Annotated in this window: 20 protein-coding genes; 9 read left to right on the forward strand and 11 right to left on the reverse strand. The window is 45.4% G+C overall.

Translation table 11 applies throughout. The annotated features are described in order from the left end of the window. Positions 1-54: 54 nt before the first annotated feature. From QUB26_RS02200 to QUB26_RS02210, 3 genes are all read left to right on the forward strand, one after another. Positions 55-1,263 (forward strand): aminotransferase class V-fold PLP-dependent enzyme, encoded by a 1,209-nt coding sequence (locus tag QUB26_RS02200; RefSeq protein ID WP_333316363.1) that lies wholly within the window; start codon positions 55-57, stop codon positions 1,261-1,263. A gap of 237 nt (positions 1,264-1,500) precedes the next feature. After that, the gene (locus QUB26_RS02205) at positions 1,501-1,725 is read left to right on the forward strand and encodes a DUF2281 domain-containing protein (protein WP_333316365.1); all 225 of its coding nucleotides are present in this window, start codon (positions 1,501-1,503) and stop codon (positions 1,723-1,725) included. Then, complete coding sequence (locus QUB26_RS02210; RefSeq protein WP_333141637.1) at positions 1,725-2,129, forward strand: type II toxin-antitoxin system VapC family toxin; 405 nt, start codon at positions 1,725-1,727, stop codon at positions 2,127-2,129. The genes QUB26_RS02205 and QUB26_RS02210 overlap by 1 nt, the downstream gene beginning before the upstream one ends. A 120-nt stretch (positions 2,130-2,249) precedes the next feature. Here QUB26_RS02210 and QUB26_RS02215 read toward each other — a convergent pair whose 3' ends face one another. The 4 genes from QUB26_RS02215 to QUB26_RS02230 all read right to left on the reverse strand — a co-directional run bounded on the left by QUB26_RS02215 (position 2,250) and on the right by QUB26_RS02230 (position 4,749). After that, positions 2,250-2,438 carry a hypothetical protein gene (locus tag QUB26_RS02215; RefSeq protein WP_333316367.1) on the reverse strand — a complete coding sequence of 63 codons (189 nt, stop codon included), beginning with the start codon at positions 2,436-2,438 and terminating at the stop codon, positions 2,250-2,252. Positions 2,439-2,636: 198 nt separating this feature from the next. After that, positions 2,637-2,981 (reverse strand): endoribonuclease MazF, encoded by a 345-nt coding sequence (mazF, locus tag QUB26_RS02220; RefSeq protein ID WP_333243988.1) that lies wholly within the window; start codon positions 2,979-2,981, stop codon positions 2,637-2,639. Beyond that, complete coding sequence (locus QUB26_RS02225; protein WP_333243931.1) at positions 2,978-3,220, reverse strand: AbrB/MazE/SpoVT family DNA-binding domain-containing protein; 243 nt, start codon at positions 3,218-3,220, stop codon at positions 2,978-2,980. The genes mazF and QUB26_RS02225 overlap by 4 nt, the downstream gene beginning before the upstream one ends. A 146-nt stretch (positions 3,221-3,366) precedes the next feature. Continuing rightward, on the reverse strand, positions 3,367-4,749 hold the full coding sequence (locus QUB26_RS02230) for an ATP-binding protein (protein WP_333316369.1): 1,383 nt from the start codon (positions 4,747-4,749) through the stop codon (positions 3,367-3,369). 182 nt (positions 4,750-4,931) lie between these two features. Between QUB26_RS02230 and QUB26_RS02235 the strand changes: the two genes are divergently transcribed. Next, on the forward strand, positions 4,932-5,369 hold the full coding sequence (locus tag QUB26_RS02235) for a hypothetical protein (protein ID WP_333316371.1): 438 nt from the start codon (positions 4,932-4,934) through the stop codon (positions 5,367-5,369). Between the two features lie 87 nt (positions 5,370-5,456). On the opposite strand, the gene QUB26_RS02240 is transcribed toward QUB26_RS02235, so the two are convergent. The 5 genes from QUB26_RS02240 to QUB26_RS02260 form a co-directional block, all read right to left on the reverse strand. Continuing rightward, entirely contained in the window at positions 5,457-5,813 is a 357-nt protein-coding gene (locus QUB26_RS02240; protein ID WP_333316373.1) for a DUF5615 family PIN-like protein, read from the reverse strand. After that, complete coding sequence (locus tag QUB26_RS02245) at positions 5,806-6,204, reverse strand: DUF433 domain-containing protein (protein WP_333133341.1); 399 nt, start codon at positions 6,202-6,204, stop codon at positions 5,806-5,808. The genes QUB26_RS02240 and QUB26_RS02245 overlap by 8 nt, the downstream gene beginning before the upstream one ends. A 100-nt stretch (positions 6,205-6,304) precedes the next feature. Beyond that, positions 6,305-6,481, reverse strand: a complete 177-nt coding sequence (locus QUB26_RS02250) for a hypothetical protein (protein ID WP_333316375.1) — start codon at positions 6,479-6,481, stop codon at positions 6,305-6,307. Positions 6,482-6,533: 52 nt separating this feature from the next. Beyond that, positions 6,534-7,772, reverse strand: coding sequence for a ferrochelatase (locus QUB26_RS02255; RefSeq protein WP_333316377.1), 1,239 nt, complete (start codon positions 7,770-7,772; stop codon positions 6,534-6,536). Positions 7,773-7,838: 66 nt separating this feature from the next. Then, complete coding sequence (locus QUB26_RS02260) at positions 7,839-8,003, reverse strand: hypothetical protein (protein WP_333316379.1); 165 nt, start codon at positions 8,001-8,003, stop codon at positions 7,839-7,841. Between the two features lie 489 nt (positions 8,004-8,492). On the opposite strand from QUB26_RS02260, the gene QUB26_RS02265 reads away from it, so the two are divergent. From QUB26_RS02265 to QUB26_RS02280, 4 genes are all read left to right on the forward strand, one after another. Then, positions 8,493-9,077 (forward strand): hypothetical protein, encoded by a 585-nt coding sequence (locus QUB26_RS02265; RefSeq protein WP_333316382.1) that lies wholly within the window; start codon positions 8,493-8,495, stop codon positions 9,075-9,077. Further along, positions 9,070-9,795 (forward strand): DUF3120 domain-containing protein, encoded by a 726-nt coding sequence (locus tag QUB26_RS02270; protein ID WP_333243942.1) that lies wholly within the window; start codon positions 9,070-9,072, stop codon positions 9,793-9,795. Before QUB26_RS02265 ends, QUB26_RS02270 begins: the two co-directional genes overlap by 8 nt. Before the next feature lie 195 nt (positions 9,796-9,990). Further along, positions 9,991-10,839, forward strand: a complete 849-nt coding sequence (locus tag QUB26_RS02275) for an alpha/beta hydrolase (protein ID WP_333316384.1) — start codon at positions 9,991-9,993, stop codon at positions 10,837-10,839. Between the two features lie 108 nt (positions 10,840-10,947). Beyond that, positions 10,948-12,105, forward strand: a complete 1,158-nt coding sequence (locus QUB26_RS02280) for a pentapeptide repeat-containing protein (protein ID WP_333316386.1) — start codon at positions 10,948-10,950, stop codon at positions 12,103-12,105. 492 nt (positions 12,106-12,597) lie between these two features. Here the strand turns inward: QUB26_RS02280 and QUB26_RS02285 are convergent, their stop codons facing one another. Then, complete coding sequence (locus QUB26_RS02285; RefSeq protein WP_333316387.1) at positions 12,598-13,479, reverse strand: choice-of-anchor L family PEP-CTERM protein; 882 nt, start codon at positions 13,477-13,479, stop codon at positions 12,598-12,600. Between the two features lie 520 nt (positions 13,480-13,999). Then, positions 14,000-15,727, reverse strand: a complete 1,728-nt coding sequence (gene ggt, locus QUB26_RS02290; RefSeq protein ID WP_333316389.1) for a gamma-glutamyltransferase — start codon at positions 15,725-15,727, stop codon at positions 14,000-14,002. Positions 15,728-17,004: 1,277 nt separating this feature from the next. Here ggt and QUB26_RS02295 point away from each other — a divergent pair. Beyond that, positions 17,005-18,108, forward strand: coding sequence for a site-2 protease family protein (locus tag QUB26_RS02295; RefSeq protein ID WP_333208807.1), 1,104 nt, complete (start codon positions 17,005-17,007; stop codon positions 18,106-18,108). Positions 18,109-18,194 lie beyond the last annotated feature (86 nt).

Below are 18,194 nucleotides of genomic sequence, written 5' to 3' on the forward strand. Positions count from 1 at the left end.
AGTTCACACCATCAGTTATTCAATATTAACGCTATCAATAATTCGCCAAAAAAAATGACAAAGGACAATCACCGGCAACAATTCCCAGCTTTGGCCAATAAAGCTTATTTTAACTACGGCGGACAAGGGCCGCTGCCTGAGCCTGCTTTAGAGGCGATTTATGAGGCTTACAAACGGGTGCAGCTTGGGGGGCCGTTTTCGGGGGAGGTGGGGGCTTGGGTGGTTCAGGAGGCGATGCTGACGCGACGTGCGATCGCATCTGAGTTGACGGTACCTCCTGAAACCATCGCCCTAACTGAAGATGTCACCGTCGGCTGCAATATTGCGCTGTGGGGCATTGACTGGAAAGCGGGCGACCATTTGCTGCTTTCTGATTGCGAACACCCCGGCATTGTAGCTAGTGTAATGGAACTTCAGCGCCGTTTCAACATTGAGGTTTCGGTTTGTCCGTTGGCGGCTACTTTGAATGAAGGTGATCCGGTGGCGGTGATTGCTGATAGTTTGCGGCCAAATACTCGCTTGTTGGTTATCAGTCACATTTTATGGAATACTGGCCAAGTTTTGCCTCTGGCTGAGATTGTGAAAGTGTGTCATGAACCCCCCCTAACCCCCCCTTGCCAAGGGGGGGGACAAGAGAGTTTTCATGCTAAAAGTCACAAAGTTAGAGTATTAGTTGATGCGGCTCAATCTGTGGGGGTTTTGCCTTTAAATTTGATTGAATCGGGGGTTGACTTTTATGCTTTTACTGGTCATAAATGGTGGTGCGGCCCGGAAGGTTTGGGGGGGCTTTATGTGAGTGCGGAAGCTTTGGCAGATTTGCATCCGGTGTTTATCGGTTGGCGGGGAATTGTGACCGATGCTAATGCTAAGGTGCTTGGGTGGAAGTCTGGATCGCAGCGCTATGAAATTGCGACTTCGGCTTATCCTTTGTATGCGGGTTTGCGGAGTGCGATCGCCCTGCAACATGAATGGGGTAAGATCGAGGAAAGGTATGCAGAAATTTGCCGTTTGAGCAAGTATCTCTGGCAGGGTTTGTCGGAACTTTCCGATGTGGAATGTTTGCGGACATCTGCGCCGGAAGCGGGTTTGGTTTCGTTTCGATTAACTAACGGGATGCCGCACAAAAAGCTGGTTGATTTGTTGGAAAAACAGGGAATTATGGTAAGAACTATTCTTAATCCTGATTGTGTGCGGGCTTGTGTTCACTATTTTACCACTGAGGCGGAGATTGATAAGTTGGTTGGGGCGATCGCTCTAGTGTAAACTGCGTCGCCTTGAGCTATTTCAAATAGCTGGAAAATCTCATAGCGACGCACCTACAAAATTAGGGGCGAGCACACTCCACTGCGAAAAATATTATTTCAAACTAGGATGCAAGAGGCGTTAGTTTTTTGTGGGGTTTACCTTATAATATGGTAAATATGTTGCAAGCACATTTTTTGAATTGGGTAAGTAAAAGCGTGAAGATAATTTTAGAGTAATTACGGAGGGCAATAAACGATGAATTTAGAGCAAGCAGTTTTAGATAAGTTGCGGGCATTGCCCCTAGAGCGACAGCAAGAAGTTTTAGATTTTGCTGAATTTCTTCAACAAAAAACTATGGCTAAACGACCGCTAAAGAGTGCCAAAGGGTTGTGTGCTGACTTAAAAGTAGATATTACGGAAGAAGACATCGCCCAAGCCCGACAAGAAATGTGGGGAAATTTTCCCAGGGAGATTGTTTGATGCCCTCAGTCGTAGCAGATACCCATACCCTAATTTGGTACATTTTTGAACTGCCAAGATTGTCGCCAGCAGCATTAACAGCATTAGAACAAGCGGTTAACGAGGGAAATTTTATCTACTTTTCCGCAATTACAATTGTAGAAATTTCTTACTTGATTGAGCGAGGGCGTTTGGCAGGCGAGGTGCTGACACGAGTTTTAAATGCTGCGGACGATCCAAATGTGGGGATTATGCTAGCACCTTTGGATCGCAATATCTCGGCAACTATTCAACAAATTGACAGGGCAACGGTTCCTGATATGCCAGACAGGATTATTGCCGCTACTGCTTTGTCTTTGAGTCTTCCGTTAGTCACCCGCGACGCGAAAATTCAAGCGTTAACTACTATTCAAACAATTTGGTGAGTATGACAGGAAACTTTCTTCGTTCCCTACAGTAATACCTTCGGGTGCGTCGCTCCCGGTAGCTATTTCAACTAGCAGGAAAATCTCACAGCGACGCACCATACAAATAGCAATATTGTGTCACCCAACTTCGTTCCCCATAGCAACTCCACTGTCAATCTCATTATGAAGATTCTCAAACGCGATCGCCTCAACCAACTCCTCAAGGGAATACCGCCGACGAGTTACGGGTTCGATAATTTGCTCAGCGGCAATAGAGGCATCTATTTCCTGACAGTGGACTGCATAAAAAGCGAAAACATCGTTCACTTGAGCTTCACTTAAATCATACTCAATGGCAATTTGGTTTGGCGAAAAACCCTATTTCTGGGCTGAAACTACTACTGTTTGCACCCGCAAGCGATTGCAAACAAAACGGGTACGAGTTCGCCGCTAGCGCCCCGCACATAGGTAATTTCAGGAAAAGTGCGATCGTCTGATTTATTCAGCCCCGTGAACTTCATGCTTTTAGAATAACAACGGCTCTATTTTAGCTTGTACCTCTTCAATTACATCTTGAGATACCGACTCAACCAATCGAATACCGCGAGCTTTCCAGTCTAAACACTTAATTTGATCGGCAAGAATTACTCCCTGAACTTTTAATCCAGTGGGTAGGATAACTTCAAAAGGATACCCTTTTTGTTGTTTTGTAATCGGCATAAATAGAGCTAAGGAGCTTTTCTCGTTGTAGGAGCGAGGCGACAGCACAAAAGCAGGTCTAAGTCCTTTTTGCTCGTGTCCCTTAGTTGGGTCAAAGTCTAAATAAACGATATCGCCTCGACTCGGAATGTAGGGATTTGATTGTGTCACCAAACTTCGTTCCCGACAGCAACTCCAGTATCAATCTCATTATGAAGATTCTCAGGCGTCATTGCCTCAATGAGATCCTCAAGCGAATACCGCCGACGAACGATAGGCTCGATTGTCAGCTTGCCATCTATCAAGACAAGCTTCACTTCAGAACCCTCAGCTAAGTTAATCTCTTTAGCTAAATTTTGTGGAATCCGAATAGCAAGACTGTTTCCCCATTTTGCGATCGTCGCAACCATAGCCTGAACCTCTAGTTAGTGATATCACTCTGAGGACTTCACCCTTTTTTTAAGGGCGTATATACAGAGTATCTACAGTGTAGCAACTAAGAAGAGGGTTGACAAGGCGTTGGTTTTTCCTACGCCGTTGCTCCGAAGCCGCGACTTTAGTCGTTGGGCTGAAAATATCGATTTTTAACATACTGTTTCATAACTGGATTGAGACTAAAAAATGTTGTTTTACCCTGCTCTTCCGCATCCAGAAATGATCGCATCCCCAATGATTGCATAGCATTTAATAAGTCTGATGTCGATAACTGTACTGTCTTGAAAATTGGCGGCAAAGAAAGGGGTTCATTTTCCTTAGCAAGCTGAATCATTATTGCCAGTTCCTGCTGCGTTAGACGCTGGAATTGTTGGTCTAATTGTGCTTGCAGAGATTCGCTTAAAACCACGCCGTCGCATTGTAAAAACTCGGAGACGCTACCACCAAACAAGTCTTGTACGATCGTGGTGGTTAACTCTAACCAGAGAGGATTTCCTTGATAAGTATTAATCAAAGTTTCCCAAGCATCCTCATCTGATAAGTTCTGCTGTTTCAGAATTTCTTTGGCTGCGATTCCTAAGCTACCCAAAACTAAGGAATGCACGTAGTTATTTACTCTTTCTAATTTAGCAATTTCTCTCGTTTTTTCCCAACTAATCAAGATCGAGCAACTGTGGTGACAAACTTCGGCAATTAGTTTAAAAAATAGCTGATAATCTTCATATCCAGTTTTATATTGTCCCGCCAGTTGTCCGCTGCTAAAAAGCATCTGTACGTCATCCAGGATAATCAGACAGCGATACTTCCGCAGGTTGTCGAGGAGTTGGGGAATTTGGGCTTCGATGTTTTGGGGGATGTCTGTTTTGTCGGAGAAGATTTGCAGGAGATTGATGAGAGTTGAATTGAGGGTGGGGGAAAAGCGGAGACTGCGATAAATTACGTAATCAAAATTAGTTTGGATTTGTTCTATGAGTCGGACTACAAGGATTGTTTTGCCTATTCCGCTGATTCCTAGGAGTGCGATGAGGCGAGTGCGATCGTGTAATATCCAGGTTTCGAGGGTGGCGAGTTGCGGAGTGCGATCGTAGAAGCTGAAGATTTCGGGTGCGTCGCCTAAGTCCATGTGCGGTTGGGTTTGGGTTTGTTGGGGTTTTTGCGCGACTTTTGAAGATTGAGATGTTTGTGGACAAATATTGATGTCACCAATTCGTAAAACATTTTTTCCGAAAGGAGATGAAATGTTTGCTAGTAAAGACCTTTCTAGTGTTACTCGAACATTTGTTTTACTAACGTTTTGTCCTAATACCTCTGAAAATATTTTCCACATCTCAGAAGCAACACCCCTAATGTATCCTTCGCTACAATTCCGGTCTTGTGCTATTTTTGCATATCTCTGACCTTGGAAGGTTTCCCTTAATATAGCCTGTTGCAGGTCATCTAAGTGGTTTCCAGTCTTGGAAAACACTAACTCGTCGGCAAATCTTAAAATTTCCTTAAGCTCCATAATTGTCGGCTCTGTTGGTTTTTAGCTATTTTATCTAATTTTTTATGACATTATCTTACATTTTATCTGACAGAATACAACTTTTTATCATGCTGCAAACTAAATTCCTCTCCGCATGATTGTATGATGTCTTAGTATAAAAACTTAATTCTTCACACATCCTAGTTAAATTCTACAAAACAATGCGTACAAAGTTTTTATTGGTTTCAACTTGTCTTGTTTTAGGTTTTTTAGTAACTGCGCCTGTATCTATTGCTAGAGATCCTTGGGCATTATCAGGCGATCAAAAAAGAGGACGTTGCCAATTTAGTGACGGTCAGGATGAATGTGGTTTTGGACAATATCCTGTAAGAGATAGAGGAAATGCTAGACAAATAGGAGGATTTTATATAGACCCTTTAAGCCCTTTCCAAGCAGGTGATTCAATAGCATTTTTTTACAATGTGCAATATTGCGGTAGCAATGATTGGTCAGGTGTTGATTTTCATATACTTTCTAATCGAGGAAAAAATTGGATCAAGTTTCCAGGAAATGTATGTAAATTTAGGTACGGTATTGGGAAACGTCAAGGAGGAGCTTCCACTCTTGAATTTGAAATGAACTATTATTTGGATTACTAGCAATATATTTTTCATTTTAAAAGCGATCGCCCTTTCTCTAAAAAAAGCAAAGGACGATCGGCTTTTTACCTCAATATCAAGATAGGATTAGGTTCGCCACTGATTAAGCCAGCGGACTTGCCCTTTCCAGTCAGCAGATTGTGTTTCTGAAAGCAGGCGATCGAGCGAAGCAATTAGACTAGATAATGTCCAACTGTTTTGAGCAGCCAAAATGATGCCACCATGTTCGGGATAACGCTGAGCTAAAACCTGAAAATCCCGGATATTAAACGTAAAAATACACCGCCCTCGCGCTGTTGCTTCTAGCAATTGAGCCTCATCGCTAGCATCTAAAGCCATCCACTCAGTCGGTGTCCGAGTGACATCGTGACTGTGAGATAAAAGGGCGGCTTGCAAAGCTTTAATAGAGGTATCGGCATCTAGATGCAATAGCGGTTTAGACATTAGCAGCTTCAATAATTTGCTCAGCGGCAATAGATGCGTCTATTTCTTGATGGTGAGCCGCATAAAAAGCGAGAACATCGTTCACTCGATCTTCACTTAAGTCATACTCAGTGGCAATTTGGTTTGGAGAAAAACCCCATTTCTGCGCTGCGATGACTACTGTTTGCACCCGCAACCGAGTGCCGCGCAAAACCGGAACGAGTTCGCCGCTAGCGCCGCGCACATAGGTGATTTCAGGAAAAGCCGGATCGTCATTCCGCTGCTTGAGAGTAGCGACTTTTTCGGCTACAGCCCAGAGAATAAACTGATCGAAGGAAATGCCTTGGAGTGTGGCCAATTTTTCAGCTTCTTGCTGTAACTGAACGGGTAAGTTTAAGGCGTAGGATGTCATTGATATAACTTCCGTTTGCTAAGAGAATGGCAGATGGGGCGGTGGTTGAGTTTAACAGTGTCTAAATTTTTCAAATCTTGGAAAAACTTTAGTTTTCATCTTAACGCAATATCTCTAGGGGGTGTTGCGTAATTCCTAAGAATTCATAGCTGCTTGTAAAAAAGTCGATCGCCCTTTCCCTAAAAACACCAAAGGACGATCGCCCTTTTCGCCCAAACTTCGACCTACGCACCCCAAAAAAAGAAACCGGGTTTTTCACTAAATCTGCCATTTCCATGCAGTATCTTCGCAAAAAACCCGGTTTCTGAGCTCTCAGGCCTAAGTCCTAATTAATGACTGTGCCCGTGCCCGCCATGAGAATGTCCGTGATCACCATGAGAATGCCCACCGTGAGAATGTCCACCGTGATTGTGTCCGTGATCGCCATGAGAATGCCCGTGTTCCCCGTGAGAATGGCTGTGCTCGCGGTGCGCCACAGCCAAACTCGGATTAACAGCGATCGCAGTTTCACTCAACAACGCTTCAATCTGCGGATTTGCCCACTCAGCCGCCATTTTCAGAAACTCTGGATGGTCGTTAACGCAAGGTAATTTGCGGTAAGTAACTCCTTGACGCTGTTTCTGCAAAGACTCAATAACATGGTCAACATCTAACAATGTTTCGTGATTTTCTGTCGCAAATCCGATCGGCATAAAGACGATCGCAGTTGCACCCAAATCAATCAAATTCTTCGCAGCCAACGTCGCATCCGGCTGTGTCCATTCAATCAGTGGCGTGTCGTGATTCAGCCAACCCACCGAAATCAAAGGATAGCGATACATCAAACGTTCCCGCACGCGATCGTACAAAGCTTGACTTTCCACAATACCCGAAGTAAAGCCCTTCGCCTTGTGCGGACAACCGTGATTCATCAGCACAATCCCAATCTGAGAAGGCAAATGCGCTACAGCTAAATCGTTCTTAATTTCCTGTTCAACCAAATCCGCCATTAGCTGGATGTAAGCAGGTTCATCGTAAAAAGAAGGAATGTAGCGTTGTCCTTTTACCCAATGTTCCTTACCATCAAAGGTTTGTGCTAAAGCTTTATTCACCTGTTCGACTGCAATGCCACTGGTGAAAACAGAATCAACTACCAACAGCGGATAAATCAGAATTTTGTCAAATCCTTCTGCTTGAATTTGCGGAATTACTTGTTCCGGCAAAAACGGCGCGCAAAAGTTAAAAGCTTTGAACACTTTTACTTTATCGCCCCATTTCTCCTGTAAATTCTTTTCAATCCCAGCGCGCTGCTGTTCAAAAATTGCATTGTGCGGCGAAACGAATTGACCGTGTTGGTGACTCCACTCGTGCAAGTCAAAGATTGCTAAAATCTTCGCCAGCGGCGGATAAATCCAAAGCGGTACTGGCGCAAACTTTGCCGTAAGCAAATTTAAAGCTTGTTCGTTGTAGTTGGCAAAATCGTCGTAGCTTTCGACTTCGCCATAACCCATCAGCAATACAGCAACGCGATCGTTACTTGCGGGTGCTGCAGATGTTTTGAAATCGATTTTTTCTGGAGAAGCAACCACTTTGTATTCCTCAATTTTATTTATTCTAAGAGATCCAAACAGGATGAAGGGTGAATCGGAGATTTTTCATTGTGTGCGATCGATCGCACGACTGACGTGCGCGGGGCTGATTCCCGGTTTCTGCGCCCATACTTCCCGGTTAAACCTCTTATTTATCCTAGAAACCGGATTGATGGGCATCAGTCCTAAGTAGGTTTTTTGACCAAGAATTTCAAAGGTGGTACCCGCCACGTGATTTATCCGTGGAATCAATCCCAAATCGAAAATCCTTGCCTCCCCCCCATTTATCTCGCGCAAGTCAATCTAAAATCTAAAATCTAAAATCTAAAATCGATTGACCCTGACCCGAAATTCGTAGGGCAGCTAAGCTGGCAGGCCTCTTAATTTTCACAATCCTGTTTGTTTAAGCTTTTGTGGGGTCAGCTTCGACGCCGCCCCAAAAGTTAAATCTAAATACAGAACTGCTTAAAACTAGAATCAGCCTTTGCTAAGCTTGACAGGAGATGGGGCGGGGGGGGATAAGTTTCATGTTTTCTTAAGACTCCCTGACCTTGCCTCAGATTAATGGGGTTTGGAGCGTTCCCAGGTTTTAACTTGGGGGGATACTCTTCAAACTTGACTCTATTATAAGTTTAACACCCTATCCCCTGGGGTAGTATATGATATAATAGCTATATGATAAAGTTATGTTGCGAACTATATTAACTTTCTTGACGAACTATGAGACTGGTAATTTGCCCCGGAGTTCACGAACCAAAGCTAACCGACTGTTTCCTGACGGGACTTTCGGGGCTTTGGGGAGTGGCAGCCGATCGCCAAAACCAGCAAATAGTCGATCGTGTCAAGATTTTTCCCGCTCATAAATATCCGCCTTTCTCAGCTCTTGACATATTGCACTTTTTGTGCAGCGAAAAGTTAGCAGGAGAAAGTCTAGTATTTGTCAGCTTTTCGGCAGGAGTAGCCGGGGCGATCGGGGCGGCTTGGATGTGGCAGCAACTTGGTGGCAAAGTCGGGGCTTTTTTTGCCTTAGACGGTTGGGGAGTACCCCTGGGGGGCAATTTTCCCATCCACCGAATCAGCCACGATCGCTTTACGCACTGGAGTTCGGCAATTCTCGGTGGCGGTGGAGAAAGCTTTTATGCAGATCCCGCGATCGAACATTTGGATTTATGGCGAGCTCCCCAAACGGCAAAAGGCTGGCACCTCAGCCAAACCGCCGCCGGCATTGAGACTCTCGCACCCACAACCGCAGCACAATTTTTAGTCCACCTATTGAAACAATACGGAGTCCAATCAGTTGTTTAATCTAAATTTAGTATCCTCAGCGATCGCACCTATTGCCACCATCGCCCGCCTCGACAATTCTGTCTCTTCAGCCACAACAAACAGCATCAAACAGTGGTTGATATTTAGCGCCTCAGCATTTTTAGTCTCAATTCCAGTCTTCGTGCAAGCACCCTTAGTGCGTTTATATCCAACCATCAGTTTGCTGTCAACTATCCCCTGGTTCGTTTTGAGTTTAATTCTAATTTTCCGCCCCAAAACACAACTTTGGGGAGATTTATTATTAGGATTTGCCGGATGCTGGCTGGCAGGTTCTATCTATTGGGGCTGGTTTAGATGGGAACCAATTTTACATCTACCTATAGAAGCAATTGGCTTGCCTTTTGCTATTTGGTGCTTGGGCAAATCTTGGGGAAAAGTTGGCAGCTATTTTTACTTGGGTTCCCTATTTGGCACTGCTATTACCGATTTATATTTTTATTTAACTGGGTTGATGCCCTACTGGCGGCAAGTGATGCACGCGGAACCGGAATTAGCTATGCCGATTTTTCAAAGTGCGATCGGTCAAATCGAAACTCCTTGGGGCATAGGCTGTGCTTTAGTTTTAATCGCTGTGTTGCTAACAGTCGGTTTGCTGAGTTTGCGCGATCGAGAACTGCACTGGCGCGCTTTCAGCGGCGCGGTGTTAAGCACGCTTTTGGTAGATGGTTTATTTTGGTTGGCTGCTTCTGCTGCTTAAGATTTATGATTAGTTTTTATGTTGGTATTTTTTGACTGCAGATGTGGGCAAATTGACGCAGATTAACGCAGAATTTTTTGAGGGATGTAGTCTTGAGATTCCTGACTTTTTAAAGAAGTCGGGAATTTTGGTATTTACTGAACAATTATGAGTTAAAATCTAAAATCTAAAATCTCAGAATCCCAAATCAATATCATGTCTTTCATTTCAATTCGCGGTGTAGAACATTATTACGAGTGGATAACGGCAGATAACAGTACCCAACCCAGCGGGAAACCAGTGATGGTATTTCTCCACGGCTGGGCGGGATCAGCGCGCTACTGGGAAAGCACGGCACGGGCTATTGCTGATGATTTTGATTGTTTGCTCTACGATATGAGAGGTTTTGGTCGATCGCCCTTGCCGAAAGAGCCTCCTGAGTCCAGCTACGAACTCGAAACCTACGCCCGCGACTTAGCTGAATTATTAGAATCTCTGAATTTAAGCCGCGTCTTTCTCAATGCTCACTCCACAGGAGCATCAATTGCTACTTTATTTCTCAACCTTTACCCCGAAAAAGTAGAAAAAGCAATTCTCACTTGCAGCGGGATTTTTGAATACGATGAAAAAGCCTTTACAACTTTTCACAAATTCGGTGGCTATGTGGTAAGATTTAGACCCTCTTGGTTGGCATCGATTCCCTTTGCCGATCGGCTATTTATGGCCCGGTTTTTGCGCCGTTCCCTGCCCACAGAGGTCAGTCTGGCGTTTCTCAAGGATTTTTTAATGGCAGACGAGCAAGCTGCTATAGGTACAATGGTGACGGCAGTCAGTAAAAGAGCAGCCGAGGAAATGCCCCAAGAATTTGCGCGGCTGAGTGTTCCCACACTGCTTGTGGCCGGAGAATTTGACCAAATTATTCCCGCCGCCATGGGAGAGCAAGCAGCCTCCCTCAGCAAAAAAGTAGAATTTGTTATAATTCCGAATACGGCTCACTTTCCGATGCTGGAGGATGCCGCAACATACTTGCAGCGAATTCGAGACTTTTTGCCAGCAGCGGCTTAGCTGAGTTATTGTTCATCTAATGTACGATCGGACACGCAAGCTTTGAGAACGGCTTTTGCTCCGATCTTAATTTTTAATTTCTAATTTCTTAAAGCGAAAGGTGGTACAATGAACGACCTCGACCAATACTATAAAGTGCTGGGACTGTTGCCGGGAGCTTCCAGAGAAGAAATTAGCCAAGCCTACAAGGATTTAGCGTTCATTTGGCACCCCGATCGCATCCCCAAAGACAATCCCAGACTACTACAGAAAGCTGAAGAGAAGATTAAGGAAATTAATCAAGCTCGCGAACAATTGCGATCGATTCAACCAAGAGGTCAGAATCAAAACGTTCAGCACAAACATACTCAGCACAAACACACCCAGCAACAAAACACCCAGCACAAACATACCCAGCACCAAAACACCCAGCAACAAAACGCTCAGTACAGAAACACTCAGCAACAAACTACCCAGCAACAAAACGCTCAGTACAGAAACACTCAGCAACAAACTACCCAGCAACAAAACGCTCAGTACAGAAATACTCAGCAACAAACTACCCAGCAACAAAATACTCAGTACAGAAACACTCAGCAACAAAACACTCAGTACCAAAACGCTCAGCAACCCAATACTCAGTACCAAAACACTCAGTACCAAAACGCTCAGCAACCCAATACTCAGTACCAAAACGCTCAGTACAGAAATACTCAGTATCCAAACACCCAGCAGCAAAACACTCAGCCACCACCGGCCACCCCAAAAGAACCCCGCTACTCTTCTGAACCCTCTTCAGGGAAATATCCTGGAAATTATGCGGGAAACTATGGGGGAAACCCTGCAGGGCCCTATTCAGAGGCGTCCCGCTACCAATCGCAGCCGCCGCCATCTCAGTCTTACCGCCAAGCTGGGCCCCAAGCTCCCGATTTGAGCGGTTCCAACTTCAAAGGAGCTTCCTTAAAAGAAAAGGATTTTTCAGGGAGAAACTTGAGCAATGCAAACCTGAGTGAAGCCGACTTAAGTGATGCTTTTCTACACAACGTCAATCTCACAGGCGCGAATTTGCACCAAGCTAACTTGTTCAGGGCTAATTTGTTAGGGGCTTGTTTGATCAATGCCAACTTGAGAGAAACCAACTTAATCGGAGCCGATTTGAGCGGTGCTGACTTGAGCGGTGCTGACTTAACAGGAGCGAAAATCGGTTACGGCGATCGAGTTATGGTCAAACTTACCCGGACTACATTAACAGGTACAATCTTACCCGACGGTACTGTTCATAGCTAAATTATTTAGTTTTTAGTCAGTGGTTGTAGACGCGGGTTTTACCCGCAATATTTGCTGCAACTCCAAATACAAAAAAATCCGCCCTTTGCGAATTTGGGATTAAAACTTATATTCTTTCCGCTAGCACAACCGCAATAAAATTGGTTCGTAGTGAGGGCATTCGTCGTCAGAATTCTATGAGGACTTGCATTCCTCGCTGCGTACCCATAATGCTTAAATTACTTGACATGATATTACGCGATCGCGATCGCACAAACCGAGTTTTTTTACCCGGTTCAACAACTGCAACGAGATTTGTTCGTTCATCAAACCCCCTTTCTGTCTCCCACACGGCTAATCGAGATTCATATTACAGCAACCGCCAACATGGTTCCTGTTCTGTTTTTTCCTTCTTCCTTCTTCCTTCTTCCTTCTTCCTTCTTCCTTCTTCCTTCTCCCCGACATCCGTTACATCTCGCGCCAGCGAATCCGTTGCCGAACTTCCTTCCCTTATTAATTACTTCCACCACGGCGATTGCGTAACTTTCGTCCAGCAGCCAGCATAGCGCCTCCCGCCATCAAACCCCCCACAGTCATCGGTTCGGGAACCGGCTCAGGTTGAACCGTCTCCAGAGAACCGCCTTTAATAAATACAGCAGAATCTAAATAGCCATCGCCCACATCTTTAATGCGGATGCTGAGAACATTCGTCTGATTTTGCTTGAGCAAACCCTCAAAACCTAAAACTTTAGTAAAACCGTCGAGCTTAATGATGTTAGCAGCAATACCTGTCCAACTTGGGTTGTCAATATAGTCGGGGTGATCTTTAGAGCGATTATATGGATCGGGAACAAGATTATTAATCGTAACAGTTTTTCCGTCGCTCAATTTTGCCAAATTAGTGCCGTTCAGCAGCAGTTCAAAATTGTCATTATATTTATTAGAACCGCCGAACTCAGGAAACTCCTCAGAAGCAAATACATATTGAAAGAATAACTTTTGAACAGTGCTATTAGCAAAAAAGCTGAGGTTTAGCTGAGTCGTATCCCCTTGTTCACCCTTAGCACCAAAATCCGTGCTTAAATCGCTGTCCTCTGTCGTGAAGTTATCTTTCCGATTCTGACCCGGTATATCGGTGACTCTACCAGTGCTCAGAACAACTCCTGATGTCAAACCGAAGGGGTCATTAGTGAAAGTACCAAAAGCAGCCGAATTACCCGTAATTGAAACAGAAAAATTACTCAAGCCGACTGTATTAGCTCCCAATAAATTATTTTTCAAAGTCTCAGTGTTATTCGTTGCCCCTACCGAAAATGCCATGGCTGGCGCTGCCAACAAACTCAGAGCAGTAGTTAATGTAGCTGTTAAGGCAGCAGTTTTGTGAGTAATTATCATAAATTTTTCCTAAAAGATACAAACCTGATTCTCTGCACACCTTAATTTTTACATTATATAACTATTAATGTCTAGTAGCTTTACAATAACTTTACATATAAGTAGATTTACGCTTTGTGTGGTTATTTTTTTGGGTAGTTATTGGCAGTTTGTCAGCCTATAAACCTCAGCGCAAAAATACGGAGGCAAAAATACAAGTACACAGACTAATAATTTTATGCCTTACGCACTGGCAACCCAAAAAACCTGGTTTTGATACCGTTGGCGCTCTCCCAAATGACTCATGACTAATGACTCATGACTAATGACTCATGACTCCTGACTAATAGCTAATGACTAATGACTCATTACCTCGCCAAAAAAAACCATACAAGCCCCCGATTCCTGTCGTAGAGAGATCAAAATTTTTGACCCTAGTTCAATATCCCAGATTGATCTCTGGAGTAAATCTAAAATCCTTCGACTGAGTGCGACTCGACGGCGCGTCGAAGTCTAAAATCTCTAATCGACTGACTGTTGACTAAAATCCCCTTGCTTCTCCTTCGCCGCGCCGATCTGCAGCCCCTTCCAACCAACCGTCTGCAGTCAGGACGATCGCATTGGCATTGCCCCAGCCATCACCTTCGACAATCTGGTGTCCCCGCCGCCGCAACTCCGAAAGCGTCGCAGCCTCAAAACCTCCCCGTTCCACCATCAGCCGATCGGGCAGCCACTGATGGTGAATCCTCGGTGCGGATACAGCCTCACCAACATTCATGTCGTAAACCAACACATTCAGCACAATTTGCAACACCGTAGTAATAATCGTGCTGCCTCCGGGAGCCCCCGCAGCGAGGCGAAATTTGCCATTTTCTGTCACGATGACCGGCGTCATGCTGGATAAAGGAGTTTTCCCAGGGGCGATCGAATTTGCCTCCCCGCCCACCAAACCAAACAAATTCGGCACTCCTGGCGCCGCTGCAAAATCATCCATCTCGTTGTTGAGCAAAATTCCCGTACCTGCAGCCACGACTCCAGCCCCAAAACCGCCATTCACTGTAAACGTCAAAGATACCACATTGCGCTCTTTGTCAACTACCGTGAGGTGGGTAGTTTCGGGAGACTCCCACAGGAGACGGTTCAAAGTTTCAGCGTCAACAGCTTTTACCTCGCTGGAGGGTCTGGCTTTTGACATTTGGATTTGCGATCGTCTCAATTTGGCATAATTGGTGCTAGTTAGAGCTTTGACTGGTACACTCACAAAATCCGGGTCGCCCAAATACTCAGCCCGATCAGCATAAGCAATCCTCATGCTCTCCGCCAGCAAGTGTAAAGTATCTGGACTTTGCCTTCCCAACCTCTTGAGATCCGTATCTCCCAGAATATTTAAGATTTGCAACAAATGAACGCCGCCGGAAGAAGGAGGCGACATCGCGCAAATTTCGTAAATCCGAAAGTTGCCACAAACCGGATTTCGCCAAATCGGCGTATAGTTTTTCAAATCTTCGAGAGTGATAATGCCGCCATTTTTAGCCATGTCGGCGGCGATCGCCCGCGCAATGTCCCCGGTATAAAAACTTTGCGGATTTTGTGCAATCTGTCGCAATGTCCGCGCCAAATCCCGCTGCACCAAAAGCTCACCCGGCTGGTATAAAATGCCACCACGAGTAAAAACCTCCCGCGCCGCCGGGTTTTTTTTGAGCACATCCTGTCGTCGCCCGGTAGCCGTGGTAAACCGCGAACTTACCGGAAAGCCTTTTTCAGCCAGGGCGATCGCCGGCGCCACCACCTGTGCCCACGGCAACTTACCATACTCGCGGTGCACCGTATAAAGTCCAGCAACAGTGCCCGGAATACCCGCCGCCAAATGCCCGTCCAGACTTGCCCTTTGGCGCACCTTGCCTTGCTTGTCGAGGTACATATCCCGCGTCGCCCGTTTCGGAGCTCGTTCCCGGAAATCCAGCGCTTGCACAGTCCCCGTTTCGGCCCGTCGCAGCAGTAAAAAACCCCCGCCACCGATACCCGCCGAAAAAGGCTCCACCACCGAAATCGCCAAAGCAGTAGCAGCCGCTGCATCCACTGCATTACCGCCCTGTTGCAGCAGGGCCAGCCCCGCAGCGCTCGCCAGAGGGTGAGCGGAAACTGCCATCCCCTGTTTGCTGCGCTGCTGCTGCAAGGTTGGCTGTAGCTGTTGCTGGCAGCCACCCAACACCAAGACTGTTAGGCAACAAGTATAAATTCGTACTTTACTCAATAAATTTGGCAACATTTTTTACGGGTGAGGCGAGGGTTTTTTATCAGAAGATTGGGTTTAAAACCCCGTCCTTTTACGACGGCTTTTTCCATTTTCAAGTAAATTAACACATCCATCTAAACAAATGAATATGGTACAATAAGCCCGGTAAGCTCATCTAATTTGGTATAGAACCCATTTGACATCTTGGAGGGTGCGAGTCGATCGCCCGTTGTCTGTCGATCGCCATAAATATCTCAAATGGGTTCAAAAGAACCGCTATTGACAGGATGCTCCTTTATATCTTGCCCTTAAAGTCAATCGATTTTAGATTTTAGATTTTAGATTTTAGATTAAAGAATTGACTTGCGCGAGATAAATGCTCTTTCTTGAGGATTTTCGATTTTCGATTTTGGATTGATTCCACGGGTAAATCCGGGGGCTTGATACCACCTTTGAAATTCGTGGTCAAGTACAATTTATAGAACCAATTTGGGATCTTTTCCCTCATCAAGTTATAATAACGCTCTGCGATCGCGGAGGGTGACAAGGGAGCATCTCAATGAAAGCAGACTAGCTAGAAATTAGAGTTTTGAGGCCATCTTGCTGCGGGGCAGGAGGAAAAAGTCAGAAGGAAGGAGCCAGAAGAAGTGTTTTTACAAATATTAAGATGCTCCCGAAAGATCGGATGAGTAGTACGAATACTCAACCCCTGCGCTTTAAGATTGATGGCTAACCAACTTGAAAATATCAGTGAGTTGCTTTTCGGTTTTCAGTGCCGAGATAAACCAGTTCAATCATTCAGGTAACGTCAGCAATTACTCCAATCAGCTTAGTTGATTTTTCCGAAAATTAATTCACCCTGATTAGCAAGGGGGATGCGAGGAGGATCTCGCCCGGAATAAACAGTTTTAACCCAAGCGTAAGCTGTTCGGCATTTAAAAGACGATAGTAGGGTGCCCAGCGTACAGAAGTGTTTCCCTTGTAAGCGTAAGTGTTCACTCCTGACGCACCATACAAGCCTCGTTAGTGGTTTAAATGCTCCACAGCTTATTGAGTTAAAACCGACTCAAAACTCAAACAGAAAATAAAAGAAAATATCCTCATCAGCCCTCATAGCGAGGACTTCCGCTTTCAGACAGGGATTTTTAACCCCAGGCGGACTCAACCGCATTTGCCAATGATGATTCCGCAAACCGAACCTCCACAGACGGATAACACCCTAATGGAAGCATTAACATCGCCGTTACGTTTCGTTACGATAAGGAGACAGAGAGAAAAACCTCTCCTTCGTAAAATCAGAGGTAGCCATTATGAACGGTACATTTCGCGTCGGCAACCTGTTTGGGATTCCCTTCTTTGTCAACGCATCTTGGTTTTTAGTTCTGGGTTTAGTAACCTGGCAGTACGGCGGCGCATTAGCTGCCCTGTTTCCCACATTGGGCCCCGTAGCGCCCTGGATGCTGGGATTATTCACAGCGTTACTGTTATTTGCTTCCGTCTTAGCCCACGAATTAGGACACAGTTGGGTAGCCATTAAACAGGGAATTGGCGTGAAATCGATTTCGCTATTTCTGTTTGGCGGACTGGCTAATTTAGAAAGAGAATCCAAAACCCCAGCCGAAGCATTTTGGGTAGCAATTGCGGGCCCGTTGGTTAGCTTATTTTTATCCGGTTTGTTAACAGCCATAGGCATCGGTGCTGGACTCACAGGCCCCGCAGCAGCCATCGTGGGACTTTTAGCTTCCATCAACTTAGTTCTAGCCTTATTTAACTTAATTCCCGGTTTGCCCCTCGACGGTGGCAACATCCTCAAAGCAATTGTCTGGAAAATTACTGGCAACCCTTACAAAGGTGTAATTTTTGCTAGCCGCGTCGGTCAAATAATTGGTTGGATTGCCATTGCTACAGGCGTGTTCGGCAATATTTGGAATTTAGTAATCGGTTGGTTCTTACTGCAAAATGCCGGTCAATCTGCCCAATATGCCACAGTCCAAAATCAACTGGCAGGATTGACAGCCGCAGATGCTGTTACCCCCGAAAGTCCGATCGTCTCCCAAGACTTGTCCCTCAGAGAATTTGCCAACAACTACGTTATCGGTAGCGCTCAAACCTGGCGCAGGTTCCTGGCAACAGATGATGCCGGACAATTGGTAGGTGCGATCGACCTTGATGACCTCAAAACCATTCCTACCGGACGCTGGCCCGAAGTTTTAGTCAAAGAACTCCTGAAGCCGATCGAATTTTCCACCACCGTCAAACCAGAATTATCCCTCCTTGAAGTCGTCACCCTTCTGGAACAACTCAAAGTACAAGAACTCCCCGTCATTCGCGAAAACGGTGTCCTAGTAGGACTTGTAGAAAAAGCTGAAATTGCCCGCCTGTTACAAAGACGAGCCGAAGCGAACCCTGCTTGATATCCTCAGATACTTGACAAATAAGAGTTAACCCCCTCGATTTACCCTTACCAAAAGGGCGATCGGGGGGGTTAACTTTAGCTTCA

Origin of the sequence: Microcoleus sp. B4-C1 (assembly GCF_036705285.1) — a bacterium.
Lineage (GTDB): Bacteria > Cyanobacteriota > Cyanobacteriia > Cyanobacteriales > Microcoleaceae > Microcoleus.